The sequence below is a fragment of the Pseudonocardia sp. DxW genome, assembly GCF_058448985.1.
The window spans coordinates 36,169-61,378 of the sequence record NZ_JBZFLK010000007.1 but is presented as its reverse complement, the minus strand read 5'-3'; the positions used below and the strand labels follow the sequence as shown (position 1 = coordinate 61,378).

The 25,210-nt window shown below is 72.5% G+C and carries 26 protein-coding genes; 18 read left to right on the top strand and 8 right to left on the bottom strand.

Annotated features, from left to right (window positions below; translation table 11 throughout):
- The first annotated feature begins 67 nt into the window (after positions 1-67).
- The 9 genes from ACVJO7_RS12685 (at position 68) to ACVJO7_RS12645 (ending at position 8,079) form a co-directional block, all read left to right on the top strand.
- Entirely contained in the window at positions 68-535 is a 468-nt protein-coding gene (locus ACVJO7_RS12685; RefSeq protein ID WP_344028152.1) for a cupin domain-containing protein, read from the top strand.
- Between the two features lie 7 nt (positions 536-542).
- Complete coding sequence (locus tag ACVJO7_RS12680; RefSeq protein ID WP_491673037.1) at positions 543-1,052, top strand: pyridoxamine 5'-phosphate oxidase family protein; 510 nt, start codon at positions 543-545, stop codon at positions 1,050-1,052.
- On the top strand, positions 1,049-1,810 hold the full coding sequence (locus tag ACVJO7_RS12675; protein WP_344028147.1) for a glutamine amidotransferase: 762 nt from the start codon (positions 1,049-1,051) through the stop codon (positions 1,808-1,810). The genes ACVJO7_RS12680 and ACVJO7_RS12675 overlap by 4 nt, the downstream gene beginning before the upstream one ends.
- Before the next feature lie 12 nt (positions 1,811-1,822).
- Positions 1,823-2,839, top strand: a complete 1,017-nt coding sequence (locus ACVJO7_RS12670; RefSeq protein WP_491673036.1) for a LacI family DNA-binding transcriptional regulator — start codon at positions 1,823-1,825, stop codon at positions 2,837-2,839.
- A 7-nt stretch (positions 2,840-2,846) separates the two neighbouring features.
- Complete coding sequence (locus ACVJO7_RS12665) at positions 2,847-3,767, top strand: PfkB family carbohydrate kinase (RefSeq protein ID WP_491673035.1); 921 nt, start codon at positions 2,847-2,849, stop codon at positions 3,765-3,767.
- Positions 3,768-4,218: 451 nt separating this feature from the next.
- Positions 4,219-5,682, top strand: coding sequence for a nicotinate phosphoribosyltransferase (locus tag ACVJO7_RS12660; protein ID WP_491673034.1), 1,464 nt, complete (start codon positions 4,219-4,221; stop codon positions 5,680-5,682).
- A 107-nt stretch (positions 5,683-5,789) separates the two neighbouring features.
- Complete coding sequence (locus ACVJO7_RS12655) at positions 5,790-6,437, top strand: HAD family hydrolase (RefSeq protein WP_491673033.1); 648 nt, start codon at positions 5,790-5,792, stop codon at positions 6,435-6,437.
- A 30-nt stretch (positions 6,438-6,467) separates the two neighbouring features.
- Positions 6,468-7,463 carry a ribose-phosphate diphosphokinase gene (locus ACVJO7_RS12650; protein ID WP_344028133.1) on the top strand — a complete coding sequence of 332 codons (996 nt, stop codon included), beginning with the start codon at positions 6,468-6,470 and terminating at the stop codon, positions 7,461-7,463.
- 22 nt (positions 7,464-7,485) lie between these two features.
- Positions 7,486-8,079, top strand: coding sequence for an LOG family protein (locus tag ACVJO7_RS12645; RefSeq protein WP_491673032.1), 594 nt, complete (start codon positions 7,486-7,488; stop codon positions 8,077-8,079).
- Between the two features lie 7 nt (positions 8,080-8,086).
- Here ACVJO7_RS12645 and ACVJO7_RS12640 read toward each other — a convergent pair whose 3' ends face one another.
- On the bottom strand, positions 8,087-8,341 hold the full coding sequence (locus tag ACVJO7_RS12640) for a hypothetical protein (protein ID WP_491673031.1): 255 nt from the start codon (positions 8,339-8,341) through the stop codon (positions 8,087-8,089).
- A 152-nt stretch (positions 8,342-8,493) separates the two neighbouring features.
- Between ACVJO7_RS12640 and ACVJO7_RS12635 the strand changes: the two genes are divergently transcribed.
- The 4 genes from ACVJO7_RS12635 to ACVJO7_RS12620 all read left to right on the top strand — a co-directional run bounded on the left by ACVJO7_RS12635 (position 8,494) and on the right by ACVJO7_RS12620 (position 12,737).
- Positions 8,494-9,174 (top strand): alpha/beta fold hydrolase, encoded by a 681-nt coding sequence (locus ACVJO7_RS12635; RefSeq protein ID WP_491673030.1) that lies wholly within the window; start codon positions 8,494-8,496, stop codon positions 9,172-9,174.
- A gap of 7 nt (positions 9,175-9,181) precedes the next feature.
- Positions 9,182-9,511 (top strand): hypothetical protein, encoded by a 330-nt coding sequence (locus ACVJO7_RS12630; protein WP_344028121.1) that lies wholly within the window; start codon positions 9,182-9,184, stop codon positions 9,509-9,511.
- A 26-nt stretch (positions 9,512-9,537) separates the two neighbouring features.
- Positions 9,538-11,541: a S9 family peptidase gene (locus ACVJO7_RS12625; protein WP_491673029.1), complete on the top strand. Its 2,004-nt coding sequence runs from the start codon at positions 9,538-9,540 to the stop codon at positions 11,539-11,541.
- Between the two features lie 98 nt (positions 11,542-11,639).
- Positions 11,640-12,737, top strand: a complete 1,098-nt coding sequence (locus tag ACVJO7_RS12620; protein WP_491673028.1) for an NAD(P)-dependent alcohol dehydrogenase — start codon at positions 11,640-11,642, stop codon at positions 12,735-12,737.
- 34 nt (positions 12,738-12,771) lie between these two features.
- Here ACVJO7_RS12620 and ACVJO7_RS12615 read toward each other — a convergent pair whose 3' ends face one another.
- Genes ACVJO7_RS12615 through ACVJO7_RS12605 form a run of 3 tightly spaced genes read right to left on the bottom strand, consistent with a single transcriptional unit; the run spans position 12,772 to position 16,062 of the window.
- The gene (locus ACVJO7_RS12615; protein ID WP_491673198.1) at positions 12,772-13,374 is read right to left on the bottom strand and encodes a response regulator transcription factor; all 603 of its coding nucleotides are present in this window, start codon (positions 13,372-13,374) and stop codon (positions 12,772-12,774) included.
- Positions 13,371-14,492: a GAF domain-containing sensor histidine kinase gene (locus ACVJO7_RS12610; RefSeq protein ID WP_491673027.1), complete on the bottom strand. Its 1,122-nt coding sequence runs from the start codon at positions 14,490-14,492 to the stop codon at positions 13,371-13,373. The genes ACVJO7_RS12615 and ACVJO7_RS12610 overlap by 4 nt, the downstream gene beginning before the upstream one ends.
- A gap of 28 nt (positions 14,493-14,520) precedes the next feature.
- Positions 14,521-16,062, bottom strand: a complete 1,542-nt coding sequence (locus ACVJO7_RS12605) for a class I adenylate-forming enzyme family protein (protein WP_491673026.1) — start codon at positions 16,060-16,062, stop codon at positions 14,521-14,523.
- Between the two features lie 112 nt (positions 16,063-16,174).
- On the opposite strand from ACVJO7_RS12605, the gene ACVJO7_RS12600 reads away from it, so the two are divergent.
- The 3 genes from ACVJO7_RS12600 to ACVJO7_RS12590 are packed head-to-tail and all read left to right on the top strand — an operon-like array spanning position 16,175 to position 18,906.
- Complete coding sequence (locus ACVJO7_RS12600; RefSeq protein ID WP_491673025.1) at positions 16,175-17,650, top strand: linalool dehydratase/isomerase domain-containing protein; 1,476 nt, start codon at positions 16,175-16,177, stop codon at positions 17,648-17,650.
- Complete coding sequence (locus tag ACVJO7_RS12595; RefSeq protein ID WP_491673024.1) at positions 17,647-18,174, top strand: SCO family protein; 528 nt, start codon at positions 17,647-17,649, stop codon at positions 18,172-18,174. The genes ACVJO7_RS12600 and ACVJO7_RS12595 overlap by 4 nt, the downstream gene beginning before the upstream one ends.
- Before the next feature lie 3 nt (positions 18,175-18,177).
- On the top strand, positions 18,178-18,906 hold the full coding sequence (locus tag ACVJO7_RS12590) for an AAA family ATPase (RefSeq protein WP_491673023.1): 729 nt from the start codon (positions 18,178-18,180) through the stop codon (positions 18,904-18,906).
- Between the two features lie 776 nt (positions 18,907-19,682).
- Here the strand turns inward: ACVJO7_RS12590 and ACVJO7_RS12585 are convergent.
- The 4 genes from ACVJO7_RS12585 to ACVJO7_RS12570 all read right to left on the bottom strand — a co-directional run bounded on the left by ACVJO7_RS12585 (position 19,683) and on the right by ACVJO7_RS12570 (position 22,952).
- The gene (locus tag ACVJO7_RS12585; protein ID WP_491673022.1) at positions 19,683-20,546 is read right to left on the bottom strand and encodes an amino acid ABC transporter permease; all 864 of its coding nucleotides are present in this window, start codon (positions 20,544-20,546) and stop codon (positions 19,683-19,685) included.
- The gene (locus ACVJO7_RS12580; RefSeq protein WP_491673021.1) at positions 20,543-21,190 is read right to left on the bottom strand and encodes an amino acid ABC transporter permease; all 648 of its coding nucleotides are present in this window, start codon (positions 21,188-21,190) and stop codon (positions 20,543-20,545) included. Before ACVJO7_RS12580 ends, ACVJO7_RS12585 begins: the two co-directional genes overlap by 4 nt.
- Positions 21,191-21,267: 77 nt before the next feature.
- Positions 21,268-22,161, bottom strand: coding sequence for a glutamate ABC transporter substrate-binding protein (locus tag ACVJO7_RS12575; RefSeq protein ID WP_344028095.1), 894 nt, complete (start codon positions 22,159-22,161; stop codon positions 21,268-21,270).
- A 62-nt stretch (positions 22,162-22,223) separates the two neighbouring features.
- Positions 22,224-22,952: an amino acid ABC transporter ATP-binding protein gene (locus ACVJO7_RS12570; RefSeq protein WP_344028252.1), complete on the bottom strand. Its 729-nt coding sequence runs from the start codon at positions 22,950-22,952 to the stop codon at positions 22,224-22,226.
- Between the two features lie 133 nt (positions 22,953-23,085).
- Between ACVJO7_RS12570 and ACVJO7_RS12565 the strand changes: the two genes are divergently transcribed.
- Both ACVJO7_RS12565 and ACVJO7_RS12560 read left to right on the top strand, forming a co-directional pair.
- Positions 23,086-23,769, top strand: a complete 684-nt coding sequence (locus ACVJO7_RS12565) for a response regulator transcription factor (RefSeq protein ID WP_344028092.1) — start codon at positions 23,086-23,088, stop codon at positions 23,767-23,769.
- 12 nt (positions 23,770-23,781) lie between these two features.
- Positions 23,782-25,206: a sensor histidine kinase gene (locus tag ACVJO7_RS12560; RefSeq protein WP_491673020.1), complete on the top strand. Its 1,425-nt coding sequence runs from the start codon at positions 23,782-23,784 to the stop codon at positions 25,204-25,206.
- The last annotated feature ends 4 nt before the right edge of the window (positions 25,207-25,210 follow it).

The window sequence follows — 25,210 nt, the reverse complement described above, 5'->3', positions numbered from 1 at the left end:
CCGTGCCGCGCACCCCCCGGTGCCGCCGCCGGGAGGTCCCGACAGCGGCGATCGAGAGGAGTCCGAGATGCCGGACTACGACCCCGGCGCGCCCGACGCCCGCCGGTTCCCCCGGGTGATCGTGCCCGACGAGATCGACAAGATGCCGGTGCTGAGGTTCAACACCGGCATCGTCACCAACATCTTCCTGTCCCGGGAGCGCGACGACGCGCGCTACTTCCGGCACGGCTACTGCTACGGCGAGCCCGACCACCTGCCCTACGAGTGGGACCAGCAGGACTTCGACGAGACGCACTACGTCCTGCAGGGCCGGATCCACGTCGTCGTGCAGGACGCCGCGGGCCGCTCGATCGTGCTGGAGGCGGGCGAGGGCGAGCACATCTACCTGCCGGCCGGCTACACCTACCGGCTGGAGCACACCGGCGTCGCCTACAAGTTCTTCTGGACCTCCGGCCCGTCGCCGAAGGTCGGCGTGGCCGACGCACCCGAGTACAGCCGCGAGCTCCGCGCGCTGCGCACCGTGGAGGGCAGCTGAGATGGCCGTGACCGCCAGTACCTGGCAGCCGCTGCGCGGTGCGAAGCGCTGGGCCTACCTGGCCCGGGCCCGCACGATCCGGGTGGCGACGCTCGACGAGGACGGCGCGATCTACCAGTCCCCGCTGTGGCTGGTCGTGCACGAGCAGAAGGTCTACCTCCCGATCGACGCCGGCTCCCGGCACGCCGCCAACGCCGCCGCCGGTCGCGCGCTGTCCGCGCTGGTCGACCAGGGCGAGGAGTTCGCCGTCGTCAGCGGCGTGCGGTTCACCGGCACCCTGCGGCCGGTGACCGATCCCGGGCTCGTCGCCACCCTGGCCGATCTGGTGTTCGACAAGTACTTCCACGTCGGGCACCCCTACGCCGACGGGTACCGCGAGTTCGGCGAGGTGGCCGGGCGCACGTACCACGAGCTGGTCCCGGACCGGACGGTCGGCTGGGACATGCGGGAGATCAACGTGATCGCGATGCCGGAGGCCAGGGTGCTGCCCGAGCACGTCGGGGACCGGCTCCTGTGAGCGCCGCACCGCGGGTGCTGTTCGTGGGCGAGTCGTGGATCAAGCACACGATCCACATGAAGGGCTTCGACCAGTTCCACAGCACCGAGTACGAGGAGGGCGCGGGCGACTTCCTGGCCGCGCTCGACCGGACCGGCCACCAGGTCACCTACGTCCGCGGGCACGAGGTGTCCGCGCGGTTCCCGCGCACCGCCCAGGAGCTGGCCGACTACGACGTCGTGGTGCTCTCCGACATCGGCTCCAACACCTTCCTGCTGCCGGACGAGACGTTCCTGCGCTCCGAGCGCAGCCCCAACCGGCTGGCCCTGCTGCGGGACTGGACCCGGGCCGGCGGCGGGCTGGTGATGATCGGCGGCTACCTGTCGTTCACCGGGATCGACGGCAAGGCCCGGTTCGGCATGACGCCGCTGGCCGACGTGCTGCCGGTCCGGCTGCTCGACCACGACGACCGGGTCGAGGAACCGGAGGGCGTGAAGGCCGAGTTCGACGCCCCGGCGCATCCGGTGCTGGGCGGAACCCCGCCCGACTGGCCACCGCTGCTCGGCTACAATCGCGTGATCGCCAAACCGGACGCGACGACGGTCGCCCGGGCCGGCGAGGATCCGCTCCTGGTCGTCGGCCCGGCCGGTTCGGGCCGGTCCGTCGCCTTCACCTCGGACCTGGCGCCGCACTGGGCACCCCCCGAGTTCGTGGGGTGGGCGCACTACCAGGATCTGTGGGCGTCGGTGCTCGGCTGGGCGGCCGGTGCACGTACATAGGAGGTCCAGGTCGTGCCGCGCCGTCGCCCCACGATGAAGGACGTCGCCGAACACGCGAACGTCTCGGTCAGCACCGTGAGCTACGTGCTCAACGACAGCGGGCCGGTCGCGCAGGAGCGCCGCAACCGGGTGCTGGACGCGATCCGGCTGCTCGACTACTCGCCCAACCAGTCGGCCCGCAGCCTCAAGCGCCGCTCGGCGTCCACCGTGGCGATGGTCGTCCCCGACCTGACCAACCAGTTCTTCGCGCTGGTCACCGAGGGCGTGCAGCGGGCGGCGTCGTCGCTGGACGTGCTGGTCGTGCTGATCGTGCCGGACGGCACCGAGGCCGCCGAGGAGAAGCAGGCGAAGCTGCTGCGCAGCCAGCGCGTCGACGGCGTCATCTACCTGTCCGGCACCGGATCGATGCCCGCGGCGATCTACGACCTGGCCCGCTCCGGCCCGGTCGTGCTGGTCGACGAGCAGATCCCCGGCCGGGACCTGCCCGCGGTGACCTGCGACTCCCGGCGCGGCGCCCGCGAGGTCGCGACCTACGTGCTGGAGCAGGGGCACCGGCGGCTCGCCGTCGTCGGCGGCCCGCCCGCGCTCTGGACGGCGCAGCAGCGCCTCGCCGGGTACCGGGAGGCGTTCGCCGGGGCCGGCCTCGATCCGGACTCGGTCCCGGTGCATCCCGGTGACTACCGGGAGGACTCGGGCGCCGCCGCGGTCGACGCGCTGCTCGCACTGCCCGAGGCCGAGCGGCCGACGGCGCTGCTGTGCGCGAACGACCTGATGGCGATCGGGGCGATGGAGCGGCTGACCGGGCACGGCCTGTCCTTGCCGCACGACATCAGCGTGGCCGGCTTCGACGATCTGCCGGTGTCCCGGCTGCTCAGCCCGAAGCTGACCAGCGTGCGCCAGCCGGCGCACGAGATGGGCTACCGGGCGGCGACCGCCCTGTTCCGGCTGCTCGACGGCGCGAGCGAGACCGTCGACGAGCAGCTCCCGGTCACCATCCAGATCCGTGAGAGCGTGCGACCGCCGAGGTGAGGCCGGGATGAGTGGTTCGGACGTCGTCGTGGTCGGCGCGGTCAACGTCGACATGGTCGTCGCCACGACACGGCTGCCCGGGCCCGGCGAGACCGTCGTCGGGCCCGCGGTGCAGCGGCACGGCGGCGGCAAGGGGGCGAACGCCGCCGTCGCCGCCGCCCGCGCGGGGGCCCGGGTCCGCTACGTCGGCGCGGTCGGCGACGACGCGCTGGGCACCGAGGCGCTCGACGAGCTGGGGACCGAGCAGGTCGACGTCTCCGCGGTGACGGTGGCCGCCGGGGTGTCCACCGGCGCGGCGCTGATCGTCGTCGACGACGCCGGGGAGAACCAGATCGCGGTGGGCGCCGGCGCCAACGCCGCGCTGGAGCCGGGCGCGGTGGCCGGCGCGCTGCGGGCCGCGCTGCCCGCGGCGGGCTGCGTGCTGGTCAGCACCGAGATCCCGGGGCCCGCGGTGGCCGCCGCGGTGCGCGCGGCGACCGCCGCCGGGGTGCCGTGCGTGCTGAACCCGGCCCCGGTGGTCCCGGTCGTCGTGGAGCTGTTCGACGCGGGCCCGGTGCTGACGCCGAACGCGGGGGAGCTGGCGGACCTGGCCGCCGCCGCGGGCGTCCCGGGGGAGGGGCCGCGGGAGCGGGCCGCGGCGCTGGCGGCGCGGACCGGCGCCGCCGTCGTCGTGACGCTGGGTGCGCAGGGCGCCCTGCTGGCCGAGCCCGGCGGCGAGGTGCTGGCCGTCCCGCCCCGGCCCACCGAGGTCCGCGACACCACCGGCGCCGGCGACACCTTCAACGGCGTGCTGGCCGCCCGGCTGGCGGCCGGCACACCGCTGCGCGACGCCGTCGCCGAGGCCAACGTCGCGGCGTCGCTGTCGGTGCGCGAGGTGGGCGCCCGCGGCGGGATGCCCACCGCCGACCGGCTCCGCGCGGAGGTCTGAGCGCCCGCCGGACCGGACGGCGTGAGCCCAGGGTAGAAACGTTTCTGCCTTCCTTGCCTGCGGATCGGGTCGCGCACGGTGCGGGATCGGTCGCAGGGGTGTCCGGCCGGCCCCGGGTAGGTGCGGCCGCGGCCCGGCCACCAGTGCTTACAGGGTGATCGGGGTCCGGGAGCCGCTGGTCGGGGGCCGTTCGGTGGGACCTTCCTGCCGGTCCGGGTGTGCAGGATGCGTTGACGGTCACAGTAGAATCGTTACAATCGTCTGTGCTCTGGCCCCAACATCTGGTGGTCGCTCAGGTGCATGGGCAAGGCTTCAGTCCCGCGCAGGACAGCAGTTCCTCCGCGCGCGGTACCGCACTCAGCAGGGATCTCAGTACGACAGGCGGTCGCATTCGAGTCATCGGCGCGGCTAGTCGGTAGAAACGACTCTCGTAGAAGGTGAGACGGACCCGATGGGCTACCTCGACAACCTGATCATCAACACCGACAACTACAAGCACTGCCACTACCCGCTCTACCCGCCGGGCACCGAGTACGTGTCGAGCTACATCGAGTCCCGGGGCGGGGCGTGGCCGGTGACCCAGTTCGTCGGCCTGCAGGCGTTCCTGCGGGAGTACCTGATGCGACCGATCACCCTCGAGGACATCGACGAGGCCGAGTTCGTGGTGCGCGAGCAGGGCATGCACTTCAACCGGGACAACTGGCTGGGGATCCTCAACGACCACGGCGGGTACCTGCCGGTGGAGATCGAGGCGGTGCCCGAGGGCACCGTGCTGCCGGCCCGCAACGTGCTGGTCCAGGTGATCAACACCGATCCGAAGTACTTCTGGGCGACCAGCTTCTTCGAGACGGCGCTGCTGCGCGCGGTCTGGTACCCGACCACCATCGGCACCGTCAGCTGGCTGTCCAAGATGGTGATCAAGGAGGCGCTGACGCGCACCTCGGACAACCCGCAGCTGCTCCGCAACACCCTGCACGACTACGGCGCCCGCGGGGTCAGCTCGCAGCAGTCCGCCGCGCTGGGCGGGCTGGCGCACCTGGTGAACTTCGACCAGAGCGACACCGTCCCCGGGATCCTCGCGGCGAAGCGGTTCTACAACGCGGGCAAGGTCTCCAACTCCGGCCCGAACTCCGAGCACGCCGGGTTCTGCGCGTGGGGCCGCGAGCACGAGGCCGACGCGCTGCGCAACATGCTCCAGGTGTTCGCCCCCGAGGGCTGCGCGCTGCTGCTGTCGGACACCTACGACCACGAGCACTGCGTCAAGAAGATCATCGGCGTGGAGCTGAAGGAGGAGATCCGCAACTTCCCCGGCCTGGTCGGCGTGCGGCCCGACTCCGGCGACATCGTGCAGGTCACCGCGGACACCACCGAGTGGCTGATGGAGTCCTTCGGCTACGAGACGAACAGCAAGGGCTTCAAGATCCTGCCGCCGTTCGTCCGGGTGGTGCAGGGTGACGGGGTGAACTTCGACAGCCTGCCCCAGGTCTACATGGAGCTCGAGCGGCGCGGCCTGGCCGCGGACAACGCGGTCTTCGGGATGGGCGGCGGCCTGCTGCAGCACTGGAACCGGGACACGATGAACTTCGGCCAGAAGGCCTCCGCGGTCCGGGTGAACGGCGAGTGGCGCGACATCGCCAAGTCGCCGACCGGTGCCGGGTTCAAGGCGTCGAAGGCCGGCCGGCTGGCCCTGAAGTACGAGGACGGCACCTACACCACGGTCCCGAAGGGTTCGATCCCGGAGTCGGAGAACGTGCTGGTGCCGGTGTTCCGGGACGGCAAGCTGCTCAAGAAGTGGGACTTCACCGAGGTGATCGCGAACGCCGAGCGGGAGGTCCCGGAGGAGTACTACATCGGGCACGTCGGTCCGATGCGGACGGTGTCGGACGAGACGGCCGTGACCGCCGCCATCGCCTGAACCGGCCCGGCCGGAGCGCGGCGGGCCGGTGTCCCGCCGCGCTCCGGGGGCGCAGCAGCACGACGGACGGACATGACGGACGAACCGACCCTGGAGCGACCACACCGATGAAGCGGCTGCACGTGTTCGACATGGACGGCACCCTGCTGCGCGGCGCGGCCTCGGTGGAGCTGTCCCGCCATCTCGGCCGGTTCGCCGAGGCCGACCGGATCGAGCAGGAGTGGGTCCGCGGCGAGATCGGCTCGGTGACCTTCTGGGAGCGGATGCTGCCGCTCTGGCGCGACGTCTCCGAGGACCGGATCGACGCGGCGTTCCGCTCCTCGGACTGGCTGGCCGGGGTGCCGGAGGTGTTCGCCGACATCCGCGAGCGCGGCGAGATGATCGCGGTCATCTCGCAGTCCCCGCACTTCTTCGTCCAGCGGCTGACCGGCTGGGGTGCGCACCGGACCTACGGCTCCGCCGTCGAACCCGGGGTCCCGGTCGCCGAGGACGGCCTGCTCACCCTGCAGCAGAAGGTCGACATCACCACCGCGCTGCTCGACGAGCTGGGGCTCGGCGAGCGGGACTGCGTCGCCTACGGCGACTCCACCTCCGATCTGCTGCTGTTCGACCGGCTGCCGAACACGGTCGGCGTGAACTGCAGCGACGCGGTGCGGGCCAGGGCATCGGTCTGCTTCACCGGCGACGACCTGCGCGGCGCCTACGCGCTGGGCAGGCAGCTGCTGGAGCGGGCAGCGACCGGGTGCGGGCAGTGACCGGGTGCGGGCAGTGATCGGGCGCGGGCTGTGACCGGCACCAGCCTCCCGCTCGGCTACGACAAGCGGCTGATGGTGTTCACCGGCCGGGCGAACCCGGTGCTGGGCGCCCGGATCGCCGGCGAGCTCGGCGTGGACCCCGGCCCGGTGACCCTGCGGACCTTCGCCAACGGCGAGGTCTACTGCCGGTTCACCGAGTCCATCCGCGGCGCCGACGTGTTCCTCGTGCAGCCGATGTGCGCGAACCCGGTGCAGGGGGTGAACGCCAACGACGCGCTGCTCGAGCTGCTGGTGATGATCGACGCCGCGGTCGGGGCGAGCGCGCACCGGGTGATCGCGGTGACCCCCTGGTACGGCTACGCCCGGCAGGACAAGAAGTCCGCGCCGCGCGAGCCGATCTCGGCCCGGGTGGTGGCCCGCACCCTGGAGGCGGTCGGGGTGGACCGGGTGCTGACGATGGACCTGCACGCCGGGCAGCTGCAGGGCTTCTTCGGGGTGCCGGTCGACCACATGACGGCGCTGATGATGCTCGCCGACCACTTCGCCGGGCTCGACGACGATCTGGTCGTCGTCGCCCCCGACGCCGGCCGGGTGAAGCTGAACAAGCAGTTCGCCACCCGGATCGGGGCGGAGCTGGCGATCCTGGACAAGGAACGCCCGCAGCAGCAGGTCGCCGAGATCGGGCACGTGATCGGCGACGTGACCGGGCGGACCGCGATCGTCGTCGACGACATCATCGACACCGCCGGCACGCTGTGCGCGGCCGGCGAGGCGGTGATGCGGGCCGGTGCCCGGCGGGTGTTCGCCGCGGCCACCCACGCGCCGTTCTCCGGGCCCGCCTACCAGCGGCTCGCCGGTGCGCCGTTCGAGCGGATCGTGGTCACCGACACGATCCCGCTGCGGCCCGGCGCCCCGCCGAACGTCGACGTGGTGTCCTGCGCGCCGCTGCTCGCCGACTCGATCCGCCGGATCTTCACCGACGACTCGGTCAGCGAGGTCTTCGGCGGCAACAACCACCCGTTCTGAGCGCACGCCGGGAGGCGGACCGATGGGCCCGATCAGCACGCTCTGCGTCTTCTGCGGTTCCAATCCCGGCCGGGTGCCGGCCTACGTCGCCGCCGCCCGCCGGCTCGGCGCGCTGCTCGCCGACACGGGCATCGGGCTGGTCTACGGCGGCGCGAGCGTCGGCACGATGGGCGAGCTCGCCGACGCCGCGCTGGAGCGCGGCGGCCGGGTGGTCGGGGTGATCCCGGAGCACCAGGTGGCCGACGAGATCGCCCACGACGGCCTGACCGAGCTGCACGTCGTCGGGTCGATGCACGAGCGCAAGGCGAGGATGGCCGAGCTGTCCGACGGCTTCGTGACCCTGCCCGGCGGCATCGGCACGCTGGAGGAGTTCGCCGAGGCGCTGACCTGGTCGCAGCTGGGGCTGCACGCCAAACCGGTCGGGCTGCTGAACACCGCCGGGTACTACCGGGACCTGCTGGCGTTCTTCGACCACGCCGTCGCCGAGGGGTTCCTGCGGGCCGCGGACCGCGCGCTGGTCCGCTCCGGGCCGGACCCGGAGACCCTGCTCGCCGAGCTGCGGGCCGCGCCCGCCCCGGCGGACCGGCGCTGGCGGCCGGTCGGCGACGACCGCTGAGCCGGGCTCAGCCGCCCATCGAGCGGCGGATCTCGGCCAGCCGGTCCGCGGCCTTCCGCTCCCGGTCGGCGAATGCGTCCTGCGCCTCCTGCGCCTTCCCGTCGTCGCCGGCGAGCTCCTCCGCGGCGGCCGCCGTCGCCGCCCGGCCCTCGATCCGGTCGCGGACGTACTCGAACGTCGGCACGCCGTCGTCGGTGTAGTCGGTGGCGGGCTGCTGCCCACCCGGCTCCGGCACCGGCGGCGGTGGTGTGGGGTCGTTCATGCGGCCTCCTCGGTGGCGGGGTCCCGACGGTACCGGGGACACTTCCGGGCGGCAGCAAGATGAGTTGCGCCCATGGCGAGCAGCACCGTCGGGAAGCGGCACCGATGAGAACGGCACCGATGAGAAGCGGTGCACCGGGCGGTCGGAGGAGCATGACGACGTTCGCGCTGGTCCCCGGTGCCGGGACCGACAGCTGGTACTGGGGCCCGCTGGCCCGCGCGCTGACCGCGCGCGGGCACCGTGCGGTGCCGGTCGATCTCCCGTGCGACGACGACGGCGCGTACCTGGAGGACTACGCCGACGCCGTCGTCGCGGCGGTGCGCGCCGCCGGGCCCGACCCGGACGACCTGGTCGTCGTCGGGCACTCGTTCGGCGGGTTCACCGCGCCCCTGGTCTGCGACCGGATCACCGTCCGCGAGCTGGTGCTCCTCACCGCGATGGTGCCGGCGCCGGGGGAGTCCGGCTCGGACTGGTGGGCGGCGACCGGGCACCGCGCGCCGTTCACCGAGCAGCTGGCCCGCGACGGCCGCGATCCCGACGACGTCGTGGCGCTCTACTACCACGACGTCGCCGAGGAGACCGCGAACGAGGCGCTGCGGCACGAGCGCGGGCAGTCGTCGACCGCGTTCGAGCAGCCCTGGCCGCGGGACGGCTGGCCGCCGGTCCGCACCCGGTTCCTGCTGTGCCGCGAGGACAAGCTGTTCCCGCCGGCGTTCGTCCGGACCTTGCTGGCCCGCCGGCTGCGCGGCGTCGTCCCGGAGATGATCGCCGGATCGCACCATCCGATGCTGTCGCACCCCGTCGCACTGGCCGGGGTGCTCACGGCGGGATGATGGCCGGGTGGCGCGCACGCGGATCCGGGAGCTGGTGGTGGTGCACGACGCGACGTGCGCGCCCTGCTCGCGGATCGCCCGCGAGCTGCCCGGCTGCGTGACCGTGCGGGTGCGGGCCCGGTCCTGCCGGGAGCCGCGGCTCGCCGAGATCTACCCGAACCTGCCCGCCGCGGTCGCCGCCTGCCGGGCACCGGCGGTCGGCGTGCTCCGCACCGACGGGCGGGTCCGCTGGTGGGTCGGGCTGCGCGGGGTGCTCGGGCTCGCCCCGGTGCTGCGCCCGGGCGCGCTGCCGGTGGCGGTGCGGCTGCTGCGCGAGGCGGCCACCGCCCGCCGCTGACCGGGGCGGCGACTAGCGTGGTCGGCGTGACGATCTCGGGGTACGGGTCGTGGCCGACACCGGTCACGTCCGAACTGGTGGTGACGGCCGCGGTGCGGCTCGGCGACGTCCGTCCGGACGGCGCGCCGGGAACCGAGGGCACCGGGGTGATCTGGGCCGAGGGCCGGGCCGCCGAGGGTGGCCGGATCCAGCTGGTGCGCCGCTGCGACGACGGCACCCGCACCGACCTGCTGCCGGCCGGCGCCAACGCTCGCACCGCCGTGCACGAGTACGGCGGCGGGGCGTGGTGGCTGGACCCGGGCAGCCCCGGCACCGTGTTCTACGTCGAGTGGACCGACCAGAGGCTGTACCGGCTCGACCGCGGCGGCGCCCCGGTGCCGCTGACCCCGGAACCGGCGGTGCCGCGCGGCGACCGCTACGCCGACGGTGACGTCGCCGCGGACGGCACCTGGCTGGTCGCGGTCCGCGAGCACCACCCGTCGCCGGGCTGCCCGGCGACCGACGTCGTCAACGAGATCGTCCGGCTCGACGCGCGGGCGCCGTCGGAGCCCGAGGTGCTGGTCACCGGCCCGGACTTCGTCGCGGCGCCACGGATCTCACCGGACGCGACCACCCTGGCCTGGCTGTCCTGGAACCACCCGTCGATGCCGTGGGACGACGTCGAGCTGACCGTGCGCGATCTCGCCACCGGCACCGACACGGTCGTCGCGGGCGGGCCGGGGGAGTCGGTCACCGAGCCGCAGTGGCAGCCCGACGGGTCGCTGACCTTCCTGTCCGACCGCACCGGCTGGTGGAACCTCTACCGCTGGCTGCCCGGGAACGACATCGAGTCGCTGGTCCGGATCGACGCCGAGATCGGCGTCCCCGGCTGGACGCTCGGCGGCTCCCGCTACACATTCCTCGACGACGGCCGGATCGTGTTCGCCCGGTCGTCGAACGGGTTCGACGCGCTCGTCGTCCGCGAGACCAGCGGGACGATCACCGAGCTGGAGGCCCCGTTCTCGGCGGTCGCCTCGGTGCGCGCCGACGGCCCGCACGCCGTCGTCTGCGTCGCCGGCAGCCCGACCACGGAGCCCGGGGTGCACCGGGTCGTCCCGGCGCCCGCGGCGGCCGGCGAGCCCGGCGCCGTCGGGATGCAGGTGCTGCGCGCGCCGCGCGATCTGGGCCTGCACCCGGAGACGATCTCGGTGCCCGAGTCGATCCGGTTCGCCTCGACCGACCGGGACGGCGCGCCGCGCACCGGGTACGGGCTCTACTACCCGCCGCTCGGCGCGCACGACGCCCCCGAGGGGGAGCTGCCCCCGCTGCTGGTGGTCATCCACGGCGGCCCCACCGGCGCGGCGGTGCCGGTGCTGAACGTCGGCGTCCAGTACTGGACCAGCCGCGGGTTCGGCGTCGTCGACGTCGACTACGGCGGCTCCACCGGCTACGGCCGCGCCTACCGGGAGGAGCTGAAGGGCGCCTGGGGGATCGTCGACGTCGCCGACTGCCTGGCCGCGGCCCGCACCCTCGCCGGCACCGGCCGGGTCGATCCGGCCCGGCTCGCGATCCGCGGCGGGTCCGCGGGCGGGTTCACCACGCTCGCCGCGCTGGCCCGCGACGACACCCCGTTCTCCGCGGGGGCCGACCACTTCGGCGTCGCCGACCTGGCGGCGCTCGCCCGGGACACGCACAAGTTCGAGTCCCGCTATCTCGACGGCCTGGTCGGGCCGTACCCGCAGGCCCGCGACGTCTACACCGAGCGGTCGCCGCTCACCCACGTCGGGACGTTCTCCACCCCGCTGATCGTGCTGCAGGGCGACGAGGACGCGATCGTCCCGCCGAATCAGTCCGAGATGATCGTCCGGGCACTGCGCGAGCGCGGGGTCCCGGTGGCCTACCTGCTGTTCCCCGGCGAGCAGCACGGGTTCCGGAAGGCGGAGAACATCCGCCGGGCGCTCGACGCGGAGCTGGCGTTCTACGCCCGGATCTTCGGCTTCGACCTGCCGGAGGCCGAGGGCATCGATCCGGTCGAGATCGTGAACCTCTGACCGGCGGCGCCGCCGCACCCCCGATCGGGTGTGCCGGTGCCGCCCGGGACGACCGATCATGCCGTCGCCACACGACGTCGAGGTCGAGGAGTCCCCTGATGCACACCACCGCTGCCGTCCTGCGCGAGGCGGGCGCGCCGCTCTCCCTGGAACAGGTCGAGCTCGAGGCGCCCCGGGCCGGGGAGGTGGTGGTCCGGCTCGTGAGCTCCGGGGTGTGCCACACCGATCTCGGCGTGATCGCCACGGCCGCCCCGGAGCAGCTGCCCGTCGTCCTCGGGCACGAGGGGGCGGGCGTCGTCGAGGCGGTCGGTGCGGACGTCCACGATCTCGACCCCGGCGACCACGTCGTCCTGTCGTTCAACCACTGCGGCGCCTGCGACCACTGCCGCTCCGGTCTGCTGGCGCACTGCCGGTCCTTCGTCCCACTGAACCTGACCGGCGCACGGCTCGACGGCAGCTCGCCGATGAGCGGATCCGACGGGCCGGTGCTCGGGCACTTCTTCGGCCAGTCGTCGTTCTCCCGGCACGTCATCACCACTCGGCGCAACACGGTTCGGATCGATCCCGCCGTGCCGCTGGAGAATCTCGGACCGCTCGGCTGCGGTGTCCAGACCGGGGCGGGCGCGGTCCTGAACTCGCTGGCGCCGGAGGCCGGATCGAGCATCGCGGTGTTCGGTGCGGGATCGGTCGGGCTCAGTGCGGTGATGGCGGCGAGCGCGGTGGGCTGCTCCACGATCGTCGCGGTCGATCCTCAGCCGGACCGGGTCGAGCTGGCCCGCCGGCTGGGCGCCACCCACGGGCTGGATCCGTTCGCGACCGATCCGGTCGAGGCGATCCGGGAGATCACCGGCGGTGGTGCGCAGTACTCCGTCGATGCGATCGCGCTGCCCGGGGTCGTCCGGCAGGGGATCGAGTGCCTGCAGTCACCCGGGGTCTGTGCCACCGTCGGGTTCCAGGGGATGTCCAACGAGGTACACATCGACCAGGGACATCTGCTCTTCGGGCGCTCCTTGGTCGGTGTCATCGAGGGCGACGCGGATCCGCACGAGTTCATCCCCCGCATGATCGAGCTGAACCGTTCCGGGGCCTTCCCGTTCGAGCGGCTCGTGACCAGCTATCCGTTCGAGAAGATCAACGAGGCGATCGACGCCGCCCACCACGGCGCCGCGGTCAAGGCCGTGCTGACCTTCTCCTGAGGTCTTCGGGCGGGCCGCCGCACCGGCGGCCCGCTCAGAGCAGGCCGTGCGCCCGGGCGTTGGTGATCACCTGGGCCCGGTTGCGGGCCCCGAGCTTCTGCATCACGTTCTGCAGGTAGGTCTTGACCGTGTTCGGCGAGAGCCGCAGCGCCGTGCCGATCTCGGCGTTCGTGTGACCGGATGCGACCAGCCGCAGCACGTCGTACTCCCGGGCGGTCACCGGTGCGGCGGCCGCGGGCCGGGGGCCGCGGTAGCTGCCGGTGCGCGCGACCTCCCGCAGCGCGTCCCGCAGCGTCGTGCCGGAGGCGTCCTTCACGACCAGCCCGCAGGCACCCGCCGCCAGTGACGGCCCGACAGCCGCATGCTCGGGGAAGGCGGTGAACAGCAGGATCCGGGCCGCCGGCGCGGCCCCCCGCAGTCGCGGGACGACGTCGACCGCCAGGGCGTCGGGCAGTCTCAGGTCCAGCAGCACCACGTCCGGGCGCAGCCGTGCCGCCGACCGCACCGCATCGGCACCGTCGCCGGCATGCCCGACCACCCGGATGTCCGGGTGCCGCGCGAGCTGGGTGACTACCCCGTCCCGGACCACGGGATGGTCGTCGACGATCAGTACCCGGATCCCGGGCGTGCTGCTCAGCACGGCAGCTCGATCCGCCAGGTGGCGCCCCCGTCGGGCTCGGTGGTGATCCGGACGCTGCCGCCCAGCCGCCCCGCGGCGTCGGCGCTGCTGGACAGTCCCAGTCCCGGACGGTGGTCGGGGGGCAGCCCGACGCCGTCGTCGGTCACCGCGACGACGATCCCGCCGCCCGGCCGCAGCCCGGCGGTGACGACGACCGCGGAGGCCCTCGCGTGCTTCTCGATGTTGAGCAGCGACTCTCGCACGGCGGTGACCACGACCTCGGTCCGGTCGGGTGTCAGCACCGGTGGGTCGTCGAGAACGACGAGCTCCGCCGGGATCCCGGTCCGGTCGGAGAAGGCGGCGCAGTCGGCCCGCAGCGCCACCGACAGGGCGAGCGCGGCCGGGGAGGCCCGCAGCGTGCGCAGCGAGTCGCGCAGCGCCGTCGACGCCTCGTCTGCTTGGCGGCGGAGCCGTTCCAGCCGGGCCGCCAGCTCGGGATCGTCGCCCGCGCTCTCGGCCAGACCGGCGACCCCGGAGCCGATCGCGAACAGCAGCGCCCCGACGCTGTCGTGCAGCTCCGCGGCGAGCCTGCTGCGCTCCTCGTGCACCGCGACCTCACGGGCGAGCCTGCTGCGTTCGGCGACGGCGACGGCGAGCGCCGCCTCGTCGGCGACCGCGCGGGCCCTGGTGACGACGCGGTCGCCGAAGGCCCCGTCCGAGCGGGCCCCGATGGCGATCACGCCGTGAGTGCGCCCGTGCCTGCTGACCGGCACGGCGAGCAGCCGCCGGACCGCCTCGGCCTCGATGTGCGCGTCGAAGGTGTGCGTGATGCCCTTGGCCCGTAGGTAGTCGTCGACCGACGCCGGATTGCCGGTTCCATAGACCTTGCCGGTCAGCCCGTGCCCGAGCGGGACCCGCAGGCCCCGTAGCAGATCGGTCCGGCCACCCCGGATCTGCCCGAGGATCAGGTACGCCTCGTCGGGCCCAGCCCCGGCCAGCGGCTCGGCGATCCACGAGACGTCCCCGTCCGCGGCGACCTCCGCCAGCGCCGCACGCATCGCCGCCCGGCGGTCCAGCAGCTCGACCAGACCGCCGTGCGCATCGGCGACGGGGCCGAGAGCGGACACGATGCCCATGCCGCCCATTGAACGCTGTCCCTCGTCCTCAGTCACCGTCGAACCGGGTGATCAGCTCCCGGCGCATGATCTTCCCGGTCGAGGTCTTCGGGAGGTCGTCGACGAACCGGACGAGCCGCGGCCGCTTGTAGGCGGCCAGCCGCTCACCGGCCCAGGTGATCAGCTCGTCCTCGGTCGGCTCCGCTCCGTTCGCCCGGACCACATAGGCGCAGGCCAGCTCACCCCGGACGGGATCGGGCACCGGGCCGACCGCGACCATGGCCACCGCCGGGTGGCCGGCGAGCACCCGCTCCAGCTCCGCCGGGTACACGTTGTAACCGCCGGTGATGATCATGTCCTTGCGGCGGTCGACGATGAACACGTGACCGCTCGGGCTCATCGACGCCACGTCACCGGTGTGCAGCCAGCCGTCTGGTTCGATCGCCTCGGCAGTGGCCTCCGGATTGCCGTGGTAGCCGAGCATCACGATCGGACCGCGCACCATCAGCTCGCCGGGGACGTCGAACGGGGCGTCCCGGCCGGAGTCCTCGAGATCGGCGATCCGGACCTGCACCCCGGGCAGCGAGACGCCGATGGAGCCCGGGACCCGGGGAGCGTGCACGGCGTGAGTGGTGCCGAGCCCGGCGACCTCGGTCATCCCCCAGAGCTCGATCAGCGGGGCCCCGGAGCGCTGCTCCCAGCGTTCGATCGTGCTGACCGGGATGGTCTGGCCGCCCACCGTGCAGCGGGTCAGCGAGCTCAGGTCGGCGTCGGAGGTGGCCGGATCGGCGAGCAGCATCGCGTACATCGCTGGAACCCCCTCGAACAGCGTCGCTCGGTGCTCGGTGATCAACCGCAGGGTGTCCTGCGGGGTGAACCGCTCCATCAGCACCACGGTGCCCCCGGCGAGGAACGTCCCGTTGATCACGACGTTGCCGTACACGTGCGGTGCGGGGAGCGCGGTGACGACGACGTCGTCGTCCCGCCTGCCGTGCATGGTCGCGGTCGCGGCGCAGTTCGTCAGGACCGCCCGGTGGCTCTGCACGGCACCCTTCGGGCGGCCGGTGGTCCCTGAGGTGTAGCCGATGGTGGAGGGGAAGTCGGGATCGGGCGTCACCGCCGGTAGGACACCCGGGTGCCCGATCACCTCGTCGAAGCCGGTGACGCCGTCGGTCGTGGGGTCGTCGGTGCCCGCAGCGGGGCCGAACGCCACCACGTTCGTCAGGTCCGGGAGATCACGAGTCAGCTCGACGAGCGTCGCGGCGTGCTCGGCACCGGTGAACACCACCGCGGCGGCGCAGTCCCGGAGCACGAACGCAAGCTCGGACGGGGTGAGCATCACGTTGACCGGGTTCACGACCGCGCCCGCCTTGAGCGCGCCGTGGTAGGTCACCACCCACTCCCAGCGGTTCTGTGCGTAGAGCGAGACCGGCTGCCCGGGCCGCACCCCGCGCCCGACCAGCCACGCCGCGACCCGGTCGCTGAGGTGGTCGAGCTCCGCGTAGCCGAGCGTGCGGGTCGCCGTGATCAGCGCAGCCTTGTCCCCGAAGCGCGCCGCCGCAGCGGGCAGGATGTCGCCTGGACCGTTCACGGTCACCTGACCTCTCTGTCGATGTGGTCGGTGAGCACACCTCATGACGGCGTGCCCCGGCACCCCCGAACGGGTGTGGCGGCGCGCCGTCGTCTGCGTAGCGTCGTCGGCCATGATGACAACGGTGTCGATCCTGGACCGCGAGCAGCTCGGCCACCTGCGGCACTGGGACAACCTGTCCCGGCAACTGCCCAACGACTGGTCGCTGATGCAGGGCCGGGCGGTCGGGCAGGACGACTTCGGAGGCTTCCGCTTCCAGCTCACATACATGATCTACGGCCTGGCGCTGGCGCACCGGCACCGGCTGCCGGCCGCTCCCGGGGTGTTCCGGCCGACGATCCAGCGGCTGATCGACAAGCTCCTGCTGCCCGAGGTGTGGATGTACTGGCGCGACGTCTCCCGGGGCGGCGCCGTGTTCAACGCCCACCTCGGCGACCAGCTCGCCGAGCAGTGGGATCCGGTGGTCCGGGACAACATCATGTACTCGGCCTACGTGCAGTCCAGCGCGTTGCTGCACGACCACCTCTTCGCCGACGACCGGTTCGCCGCACCCGGCTCGCTCGCGTTCCGGCACTGGTCGTACTTCTGGGGCGGCCCGGAGAAGCACTTCTCCTACGACCGGGACTCGCTGAGCGACCACATCTACTGGCAGATGGTGGAGAACGGCTATCTCGGCGTCGCCTGCGAGCCGAACTGTGTCTTCCAGATCTGCAACCAGCCCGCGATCCTCGGGTTCCGGATGCAGGACCTGATCAACGGTGGGGACCGTGCCGAGGAGGTGGTCGCCGGCTATGAGCGGGCCTGGGCCGACTTCGGACGCCTCGACGAGGCGGGGCACTACAACACGATGGTCTTCGAGGACAGCCGGGTCGTCGCACCGAACGCGGGCGTCGCCCCCTGGGTGGACGCCTGGTGCGGGGCGCTGATGAACACCTGGAACCGCGACTTCGTGCGGGAGCACTATCCACGCCAGATCGCCGAGCTGGTCGTCCCGACGGCCGACGACACGCTCACGGTCCGGTCGGCGCCGCCGTCGGTCGTTATGGGACAGCAGGTGGTCGCCGACACCTGTGACACCGGCTGGGTCACCGTCTGGGCGTCCGAGATGGGGGACCGGGAGACCCTCCGGGCGCTGCTGACCTACACCGACCGGCACATGAACCCCACCTGGCGTGACGGCGGACTGTACTACCCCCGTCACGACGAGCCGACCGACGCCGAGGGCAACCGGACCGGGATGGAGCCGCTGACCGGCAACGTGCTGCTCGGGTACGCCCGGCTCAACGTGCCGGACGGTCTGTGGGGCCTCTACAACGAGCCGTGGGGCCCCGAGCAGCACGCGCTGCCCGCGATCGTCGAGGTGGAGCGCGACGTCGAGGTCAGCCGGGCGGAGGTGGTCGACGGGGTGTTGCACGGCAGATTGCGCCGTGACCGTGCGCTCCCCGGGGACGGGACGGTCACCCTGGGCAGGGTGGCGCCCGGCGCCCGGGTGAGTCTCGGCGGTACCGAGGCGACCGGCCGGTGGACCGGCGAGGGCCTCGTGCTCGAGGTGCCGGACGGGCCTCCGGTCGATCTGGTGGTCTCGTGAACGCCCCACCGATCCGGGCCACCTACACACTGGTCGACCACGATGACCGCGCCGTCACCGAGGCCAGCTACCGCGGCCGGTGGCAACTCGTCCAGTTCGGGTTCACCGCGTGCCGGGTGGTCTGTCCCCGGGCACTGGCGAAGCTCAGCGGGGTGCTCGACGAGGTCGACGCCGTCGCCGGCACTGACGCACTGGTCCCGCTCTACATCACGGTCGACCCGGAGCGGGACTCGCCGCAGGTGCTGAAGGCCTTCCTGACGGCATCCCATCCGCGGTTCACCGGGCTCACCGGGACCACCGCGCAGGTCGCGGCGGCGAAGAGCTCGTTCCGGATCTTCACCCGGCGACGCGCCACTCCGCAGGGGTACGACGTCGCGCACACCGCGATCACCTATCTCCTTGATCCCGAGGGCAGGCCCGCCCGGCACTGGGCGGATACGACGGACGCGCCGGTGCTGCGGAACGACCTGATCGGCCTGATCGGGTCCGCGGGCCGGGCGGACGGTCCGGTCGCTAGCGTGTGAGCGGTGGGGGCGGGACACTTCGTCGCCCGGGTCGGGCTCGATCCGGCGGCACCGGAGCAGGGCTACCCCTTCGACCTGCCGGTGACCCGGTGGCTGCGCCGGAACCCGATCCTGTTCCGGCCGGGGGTCACGTTCCTGGTCGGCGAGAACGGCTCCGGCAAGTCGACGCTGGTCGAGGCGCTCGCGGTGGCGATCGGGCTGAACCCCGAGGGCGGCTCGAAGTCCTTCGCGTTCGCCACCCGGGCCAGCGAGTCCGAGCTCGGCGCGCACCTGCGGGTGGCGCGCCGGCCGGGCCGCGAGCGGACCAGCTTCTTCCTGCGCGCCGAGTCGTACTACAACGTCGCCACCGAGGTGGAGCGGCTCGACAAGATCCAGCCGCTGCTGCCGGCCTACGGCGGGTCCGGGCACGAGCGCTCGCACGGCGAGTCGTTCCTCGCGCTGCTCACCCACCGGTTCGGCCCGCGCGGGCTCTACCTGCTCGACGAGCCGGAGGCGGCGCTCTCGCTGACCGGCGCGCTCGCGGTGCTGCAGCGGATGGTGGAGCTGACCGCGCAGGGCAGCCAGTTCGTCGTCGCCACCCACTCGCCGGTGCTGCTCGCGCTGCCCGGCGCCACCATCCTGGAGCTCACCGGGGACGGCGTCCGGAGGGTCTCCTACGACGACGCCGGCCCGGTCAGCCTCACCCGGGCGTTCCTGGACGATCCGCAGGCGTTCCTGCGGCACCTGGGCTGAGCGTCCGGCTGATCGCAGGTCGCACCATCTGCTGCGGGCAGGAACCGCTCCGTGGCCCCTGGTCGAGCGATTGTGTTGTCCGCCAACGAAAGTATGGCCGGTAGCGTTCCGATGACCTGACCGAGGAGCTCCCTGTGGTCTGGATTCGGGGGAGCTGGGTGGGAACTGCTTTCTCGAAGCTCCCGGGTTCCCTGGTGGCCGTGTGGTGGTCAACATCGATGCGACCGGCTCCCACCCGACGCCGATCCAGTGGCGGGTCGTGAATCTCCAGGGCGGTGGTCCGATCTGCGAGGGGAGCTACCGCCCGAGTGATGGTCCGCTGACTGCGACCTGTGACTCGTTGCCACCCGGGACACTCAGCCTCGACACTGCTCGACCTCCGCTGGAGAGCGCCACGATCGGGCTGTCGTGGTGAGCGCGCGAAGCATCGCGGTCGTCGTAGGAAACCTGGCGATCGGGGCGGTGACGCTCTCGTCCGATCCGCGCCCGATGGACGCGCCGGTCGTCGAACCGACCTCGGGGACCGTGCAGGCCTGCCGGTTCGACGTCTTCGAGGAGATGGTGCCACCCGAGGTCCACCACACCTGCAGCGACGGTCACGGGAGGCACCGGGTGCTCGCGGTCTGCGAGCTGAACAACGTCGCCGTGCAAGGGGCCCGGCCCGATGACCTCGGCGGCATCGTGCGGGATCAACGAGACGCTCGTCGACTGGGGTGCCGAGGGCGGGGGGTGAGCCGTGGCGGGGCGGGACGCCGCCCCGCCACGGGCTTGCGGAATCAGGCCTGCGAGACCGCTGGAGCAGCCTGCCCCGGGTTCGCAGGCTTCTGCTTGCGTGATCCCTGCGTCAGCCGTCGTTCCACGAGCCGGGAGATGCCGGCGAGGACGAGGCAGAGGCTGATGTAGATCACCGCGATCACGAGCGCGACCTGCAGGATGGGTGATCCCAGCTGTCCCTGGCTACCCAGCTGGCGGGCTACGAGGAGCAGCTCCTCGTAGAGGATCAGGAAGCCCAGCGCGGTGTCCTTCAGCACGACGACGAGCTGGGACAGGATCGTCGGCAGCATCGATCGCACCCCTTGCGGGAGCAGAACCGACGTCATGACCTGGGTTTTGCGCATCCCGAGCGCATAGGCGGCCTCACCCTGACCGCGTGGCACGGCGTTGACCCCCGCTCGGAACACCTCGGCCAGCACTGAGCCGTTGTAGAGCATCAGGCCGAGTACGACGGCCCAGAACGCGGAGATCTGGATGCCGAGGCCCTGGTCGAGGCCGAAGTAGAGAATGAAGATCAGGATGAGCAGCGGTACCGCTCGGAAGAACTCCACGACCGCCGTCGACGGCACTCGTAGCCAAGAGTGGTCGGACAGCCGCCCGGCGGCGAACAGGGCGCCGAAAACGAGGGACAGGACAGCCGCGACCGCGAACGCCCGGACGGTGTTCCACAGCGCTTCGAGTATCCGGTACTGGATCTCGATGTAGGTGATCCACTCCCACATCCGCGGAGCGAACTGCCCGGTCGAGTAGAAGCGGTAGAGGAGCAGGCCGAGCGCGGCCACGATCGCTGCGACGCCGACCACACCGACCGTCCGGTTTCTTGTCCGCGCAATCGGACCCGGTACGTCGTAGAGGACCGAACTCATCGGGAAACCCCCCAACGTGCGTCGAGACTGCGCTGCAACCAGGTGAGGGGTGCGACGAGGATGACGAAGAACAGGGCGACCCAGAGGAGGCCGACGAGGACGTTGTAGCCGCGCTCGGACACCGTCTGGTAGATGCCACCCGCATTGAACACCGCGAAGCCGGCGGCGATCGTGGTGTTCTTCAGCAACGCGATCTGCACGTTCGTCATCGGCGGCACGGTCGCACGCAAGGCCTGCGGGAGCACCACCTGCCCCAGGGTCTGGGTGAAGGTGAAACCCAGGGCCCGAGACGCCTCGGACTGCCCGACCGGGACCGTGTTGATCCCGGAGCGGACGACCTCGCAGACGAAAGCCGCGGTATAGAGCGTCAACCCGATGCAGGCGAGTGCGAAGAAGGACAGGTCGATGAGACCGAGCCGCGGGTAGGCGAAGGCGAAGAAGAACAGCACCAGGGTGAGCGGTGTGTTCCGCAGGATCGTCACGTACGCGGCGCCGAAGCCGCGCAGCACCGGTACCGGGCTGACCCGCATGGCGGCGATCAGCGTGCCGACGATCAGCGATCCGATCGCGGCCACCACGAACAGCCCGAGCGTGCCCCCGAACCCGCGGACGTACACGTCCAGGTTGTCCAGCAGGACGTTCACCGAGCTACCCCCTACTCCAGTCGAGCCGGCCCGGCCCCGGCACGTCCTGCGCCGGGACCGGGCCGTGCTTCATCGGCTCAGTACCGGTCGATCGCCGGCGGGGTGCCCGGGGTGCCCGAGGCGCCCAGGGTGCCGTCGTAGATGGTCTGCCAGGTGCCGTCGTCGAACGAGGCCTGCAGCAGGTCGTTGACCTTGGTGCGGAACGCGTCGTCGTCCCGCGGGACGCCGATGCCGTAGGGCTCGTCGGAGAACGTCTCGCCGACGACCTTCAGCTGCTCCGGGTTCTGCGAGGCGAAGCCGAGCAGGATCGCGTCGTCGGTGGTGACGGCGTCGACCTGGCTGTTGTTGAGCTGGTCCACGCACTGCGAGTAGGTCTGGAACTCGACGATGTTGCCCGGCTCGGTGAGGCCCTCGTCGCGGACCCGCTGGATCGGGGTGGAGCCGGTGACCGAGCAGACGATCTTGCCCTGCAGCGTCTCCGGGCCGGTGATCTCGGTGTCGTCGGCGCGCACCAGCAGGCTCTGGCCGGCGACGTAGTACGGGCCGGCGAAGCCGACGCGCTGCTTGCGGTTGTCGTTGATCGTGTACGTGCCGACCATGTAGTCGATCTCGCCGCGCTCGATGACGTCCTCGCGCGCCGCGGACGGCACGACCCGGTAGTCGATCTGGTCCGGGCCGAAGCCGAGGCCGCCGGCGACCATCCGGGCGATGTCGACGTCGAATCCGGAGAACTCACCGGTGGTGGCGTCCTGGAAGCCGAGGCCGGGCTGGTCGTCCCGGACCCCGATGACGACCCGGCCACGCTGGGAGATCGCGTCGAAGGTCGGGGATCCCTCGACGGTCACGTTCTCCGCGACCGTCGGCTCGAAGCCGGAGTCCGTGCCCCCGCCGGGGGCGCCCTCCTGGCCGCAGCCGGCCAGCGCCAGGGTGGTGGCCAGTGCGGCCGCCACCAGCATGCGGGTTCTCTTCATGGTGGATCTCCACTCGTTCGGGAACGGATCGGGGTGCCGCGCGAGGCGCGGCGGGGCGGACCTCAGTGGCTGAGGATCTTGCCCAGGAAGTCCTTCGCGCGGTCGCTGCGCGGGTTGGAGAAGAAGTCGTCGGGCGTGGAGTCCTCGACGATCTCGCCGTCGCTCATGAACACGACCCGGTGCGCGGCCCGGCGGGCGAAGCCCATCTCGTGGGTGACCACGACCATCGTCATGCCCTCCGACGCCAGCGAGGTCATCGTGTCGAGCACCTCGTTGACCATCTCCGGGTCGAGCGCGGAGGTCGGCTCGTCGAACAGCATCACCTTCGGCTTCATCGCCAGCGCGCGGGCGATCGCGGCCCGCTGCTGCTGGCCGCCGGAGAGCTGGGCCGGGTACTTGTCGCGCTGGTTGGCGATCCCGACCCGCTCCAGCAGGGCGAGCGCGGTCTTCTCCGCCTCCGCCTTCGACACCTTCCGGACCTTCAGCGGGCCGAGCGTGACGTTCTCGAGGATCGTCTTGTGCGCGAACAGGTTGAACGACTGGAACACCATGCCGACGTCGGCCCGCAGGCCGGCCAGCGCCTTGCCCTCGGCGGGCAGCGCGGTGCCGTCGATCTCGATCGTCCCGGTGTCGATCGGCTCCAGCCGGTTGATCGTGCGGCAGAGTGTCGACTTGCCGGAACCGGAGGGACCGAGCACGACCACGACCTCGCCCCGCGCGACCTCCAGCTCGATGTCGCGGAGCACGTGGAGGTCGCCGAAGTGCTTCTGCACGGTGGTCATCCGGACCATGGGGGTGCTGGACGCGGGCGTGCTGCTCATGCTGCCTCCGGACATGGCGAGAGCCTGGACGGAACGGACAGGTGAGTCCACCACCTTGAGGAAGCTTTAGGGTCTCGGCCACGTAACGGAAGGGGCGGCGCGGGTGCACATCCTGCTGATCGAGGACGACGACCGGGTCGCCGCCGCGCTGCGCCCGGCGCTGCACCGGCACGGCATGACCACGACCCGCCTCGACCACGGCCGCGGCGTCGTCGACCACCTCGACGGGGTGGACGTCGTGCTGCTCGATCTCGGCCTGCCCGACTCCGACGGGCTCGACGTCTGCCGGGCGATCCGCGCGGTCAGCGAGGTCCCGGTGCTGATGGTGACGGCCCGCGGCGAGGTGTCAGACCGGATCGCCGGCCTGCACACCGGCGCCGACGACTACCTGGTCAAGCCGTACGACATCGGCGAGCTCGTGGCCCGGGTGCACGCCGTGCAGCGCCGCCGCAAGGTCGGCGCCGACGGCACCGTGACACCGGCCGGTGCGGCCCCGGTGACGGTCGGCGACGTGCACCTCGACCCGGAGCGGCACGAGGTCACCGTGGCCGGGCGGGAGGTCGTGCTCACCCGCAAGGAGTTCCAGGTGCTCGCCCTGCTCGCCCGCGCCGACGGCGCGGTCTGCACCCGCGCCCAGATCGTCTCCGAGGTGTGGGGCCGCGGCTGGGCCGGCGCGAACCGGACCCTCGACGTGCACGTCGCGACCCTGCGCACCAAGCTCGGCCGCCCGGAGCTGATCCGGACCGTCCGCGGCGTCGGCTACCGGTTCGCGGCCACCGAGGACTGAGGGGACCGTCCCGTGCGGAGCCGGTTGCTGCTGGTCGTCCTGGTGCTCGTCGGCCTGCTCGCGGTCGGGCTCGGGGTGCCGCTGGCGCTCACCGACTCACAGCGCAGCCAGGAGGAGGTCTTCACCGACCGGCTCACCGACACCATCTCGTTCGCCTCCGCCGCCCAGCGCCCGCTGATCGAGTCGCCGGAGGGCCGGTCGGCCACGACCGCGTTCGCCGCCGAGATCACCCGCTACGACGAGGTGTACGGCGTCGCCGTGCTGGCGTTCGACCGGTCCGGCGAGCTGCTCGCCGCCTCCCGGCCGTCGGAGCGGCTGCCCGAGCTCGCCGGGGAGCCCGCCGACCGGCTGACCGTCGCGCTGGCCGGCCGCCGCTCGGCGCCCTATCCGCTGCTCATGCCGTGGGACGACGCGCCGCTGGTGCTCGCCGAGCCGGTGCTCGTCGACGGCGAGGTGGTCGGCGCCGTGATGACGGTGTCGCCGACCGACGCGCTGCGCGCCGGTCAGGTCCGCACCTGGTCGGTGGTCGCCGGGGCCGCCGTGCTCGCCCTGCTGGCCGGGACGCTGGTGGCCCTGCCGCTCACCGCCTGGGTGCTCCGCCCGGTGCGCAGACTGGACGAGGCGATGGACCGGATCGGCACCGCGGTGCTCGCCGGCGGCCCGCCCGAGCAACCGACCCGGCGGACCGGGCCGCCCGAGCTGCGGTCGCTGGCCGGGTCGTTCGACCGGATGTCGACGACCGTGCGGGAGGCGATCGCCGGGCAGCGCGCGTTCGTCGCCGACGCCTCGCACCAGCTCCGCAACCCGCTGACCGCGCTGCGCCTGCGGCTGTCCAACCTGGACGGCCGGGTCGCGCCGGGGGCCACCGACGACCACGTCGCGGCGATGGAGGAGGCCGAGCGGCTGTCCCGGGTGCTGGACGGGCTGCTCGCGCTGGCCCGGGCCGAGCGGGCCGCCGAGACCGGCGACCCGGACGCGGTCACCGAGCTCGACACCGTCGTCGACGACCGGGTGGAGAACTGGCGGCCGCTGGCCGAGCACACCGGCGTCGAGCTGCGCCGCAGCGGGCCGCACGGGCTGACCGCCCGGATCGACCCGGCCGGCTTGGAGACCGTGCTCGACGCGGTGCTCGACAACGCGCTCAAGTACACCCCGTCCGGGGAACGGGTGCGGGTCGCGACGCTGCGCGCGGCCGGTCGGGTCGGGGTGAGCGTCGTCGACGGCGGGCCCGGGATGCCCGCCGAGGACCGGGCCCGGGCCACCGATCGGTTCTGGCGGGCCCCCGGCCAGGTGAACCTGGAGGGCAGCGGGCTGGGCCTGGCGATCGCCGCGCGCACCGCGGCGGCCGCCGGCGGGGTGCTGGTGCTGGACCCGGCGCGCGGCGGCGGGCTGCGGGTGACGATCTGGCTGGACCCGCCCGCGCCGTCCGCTCAGTAGCCGT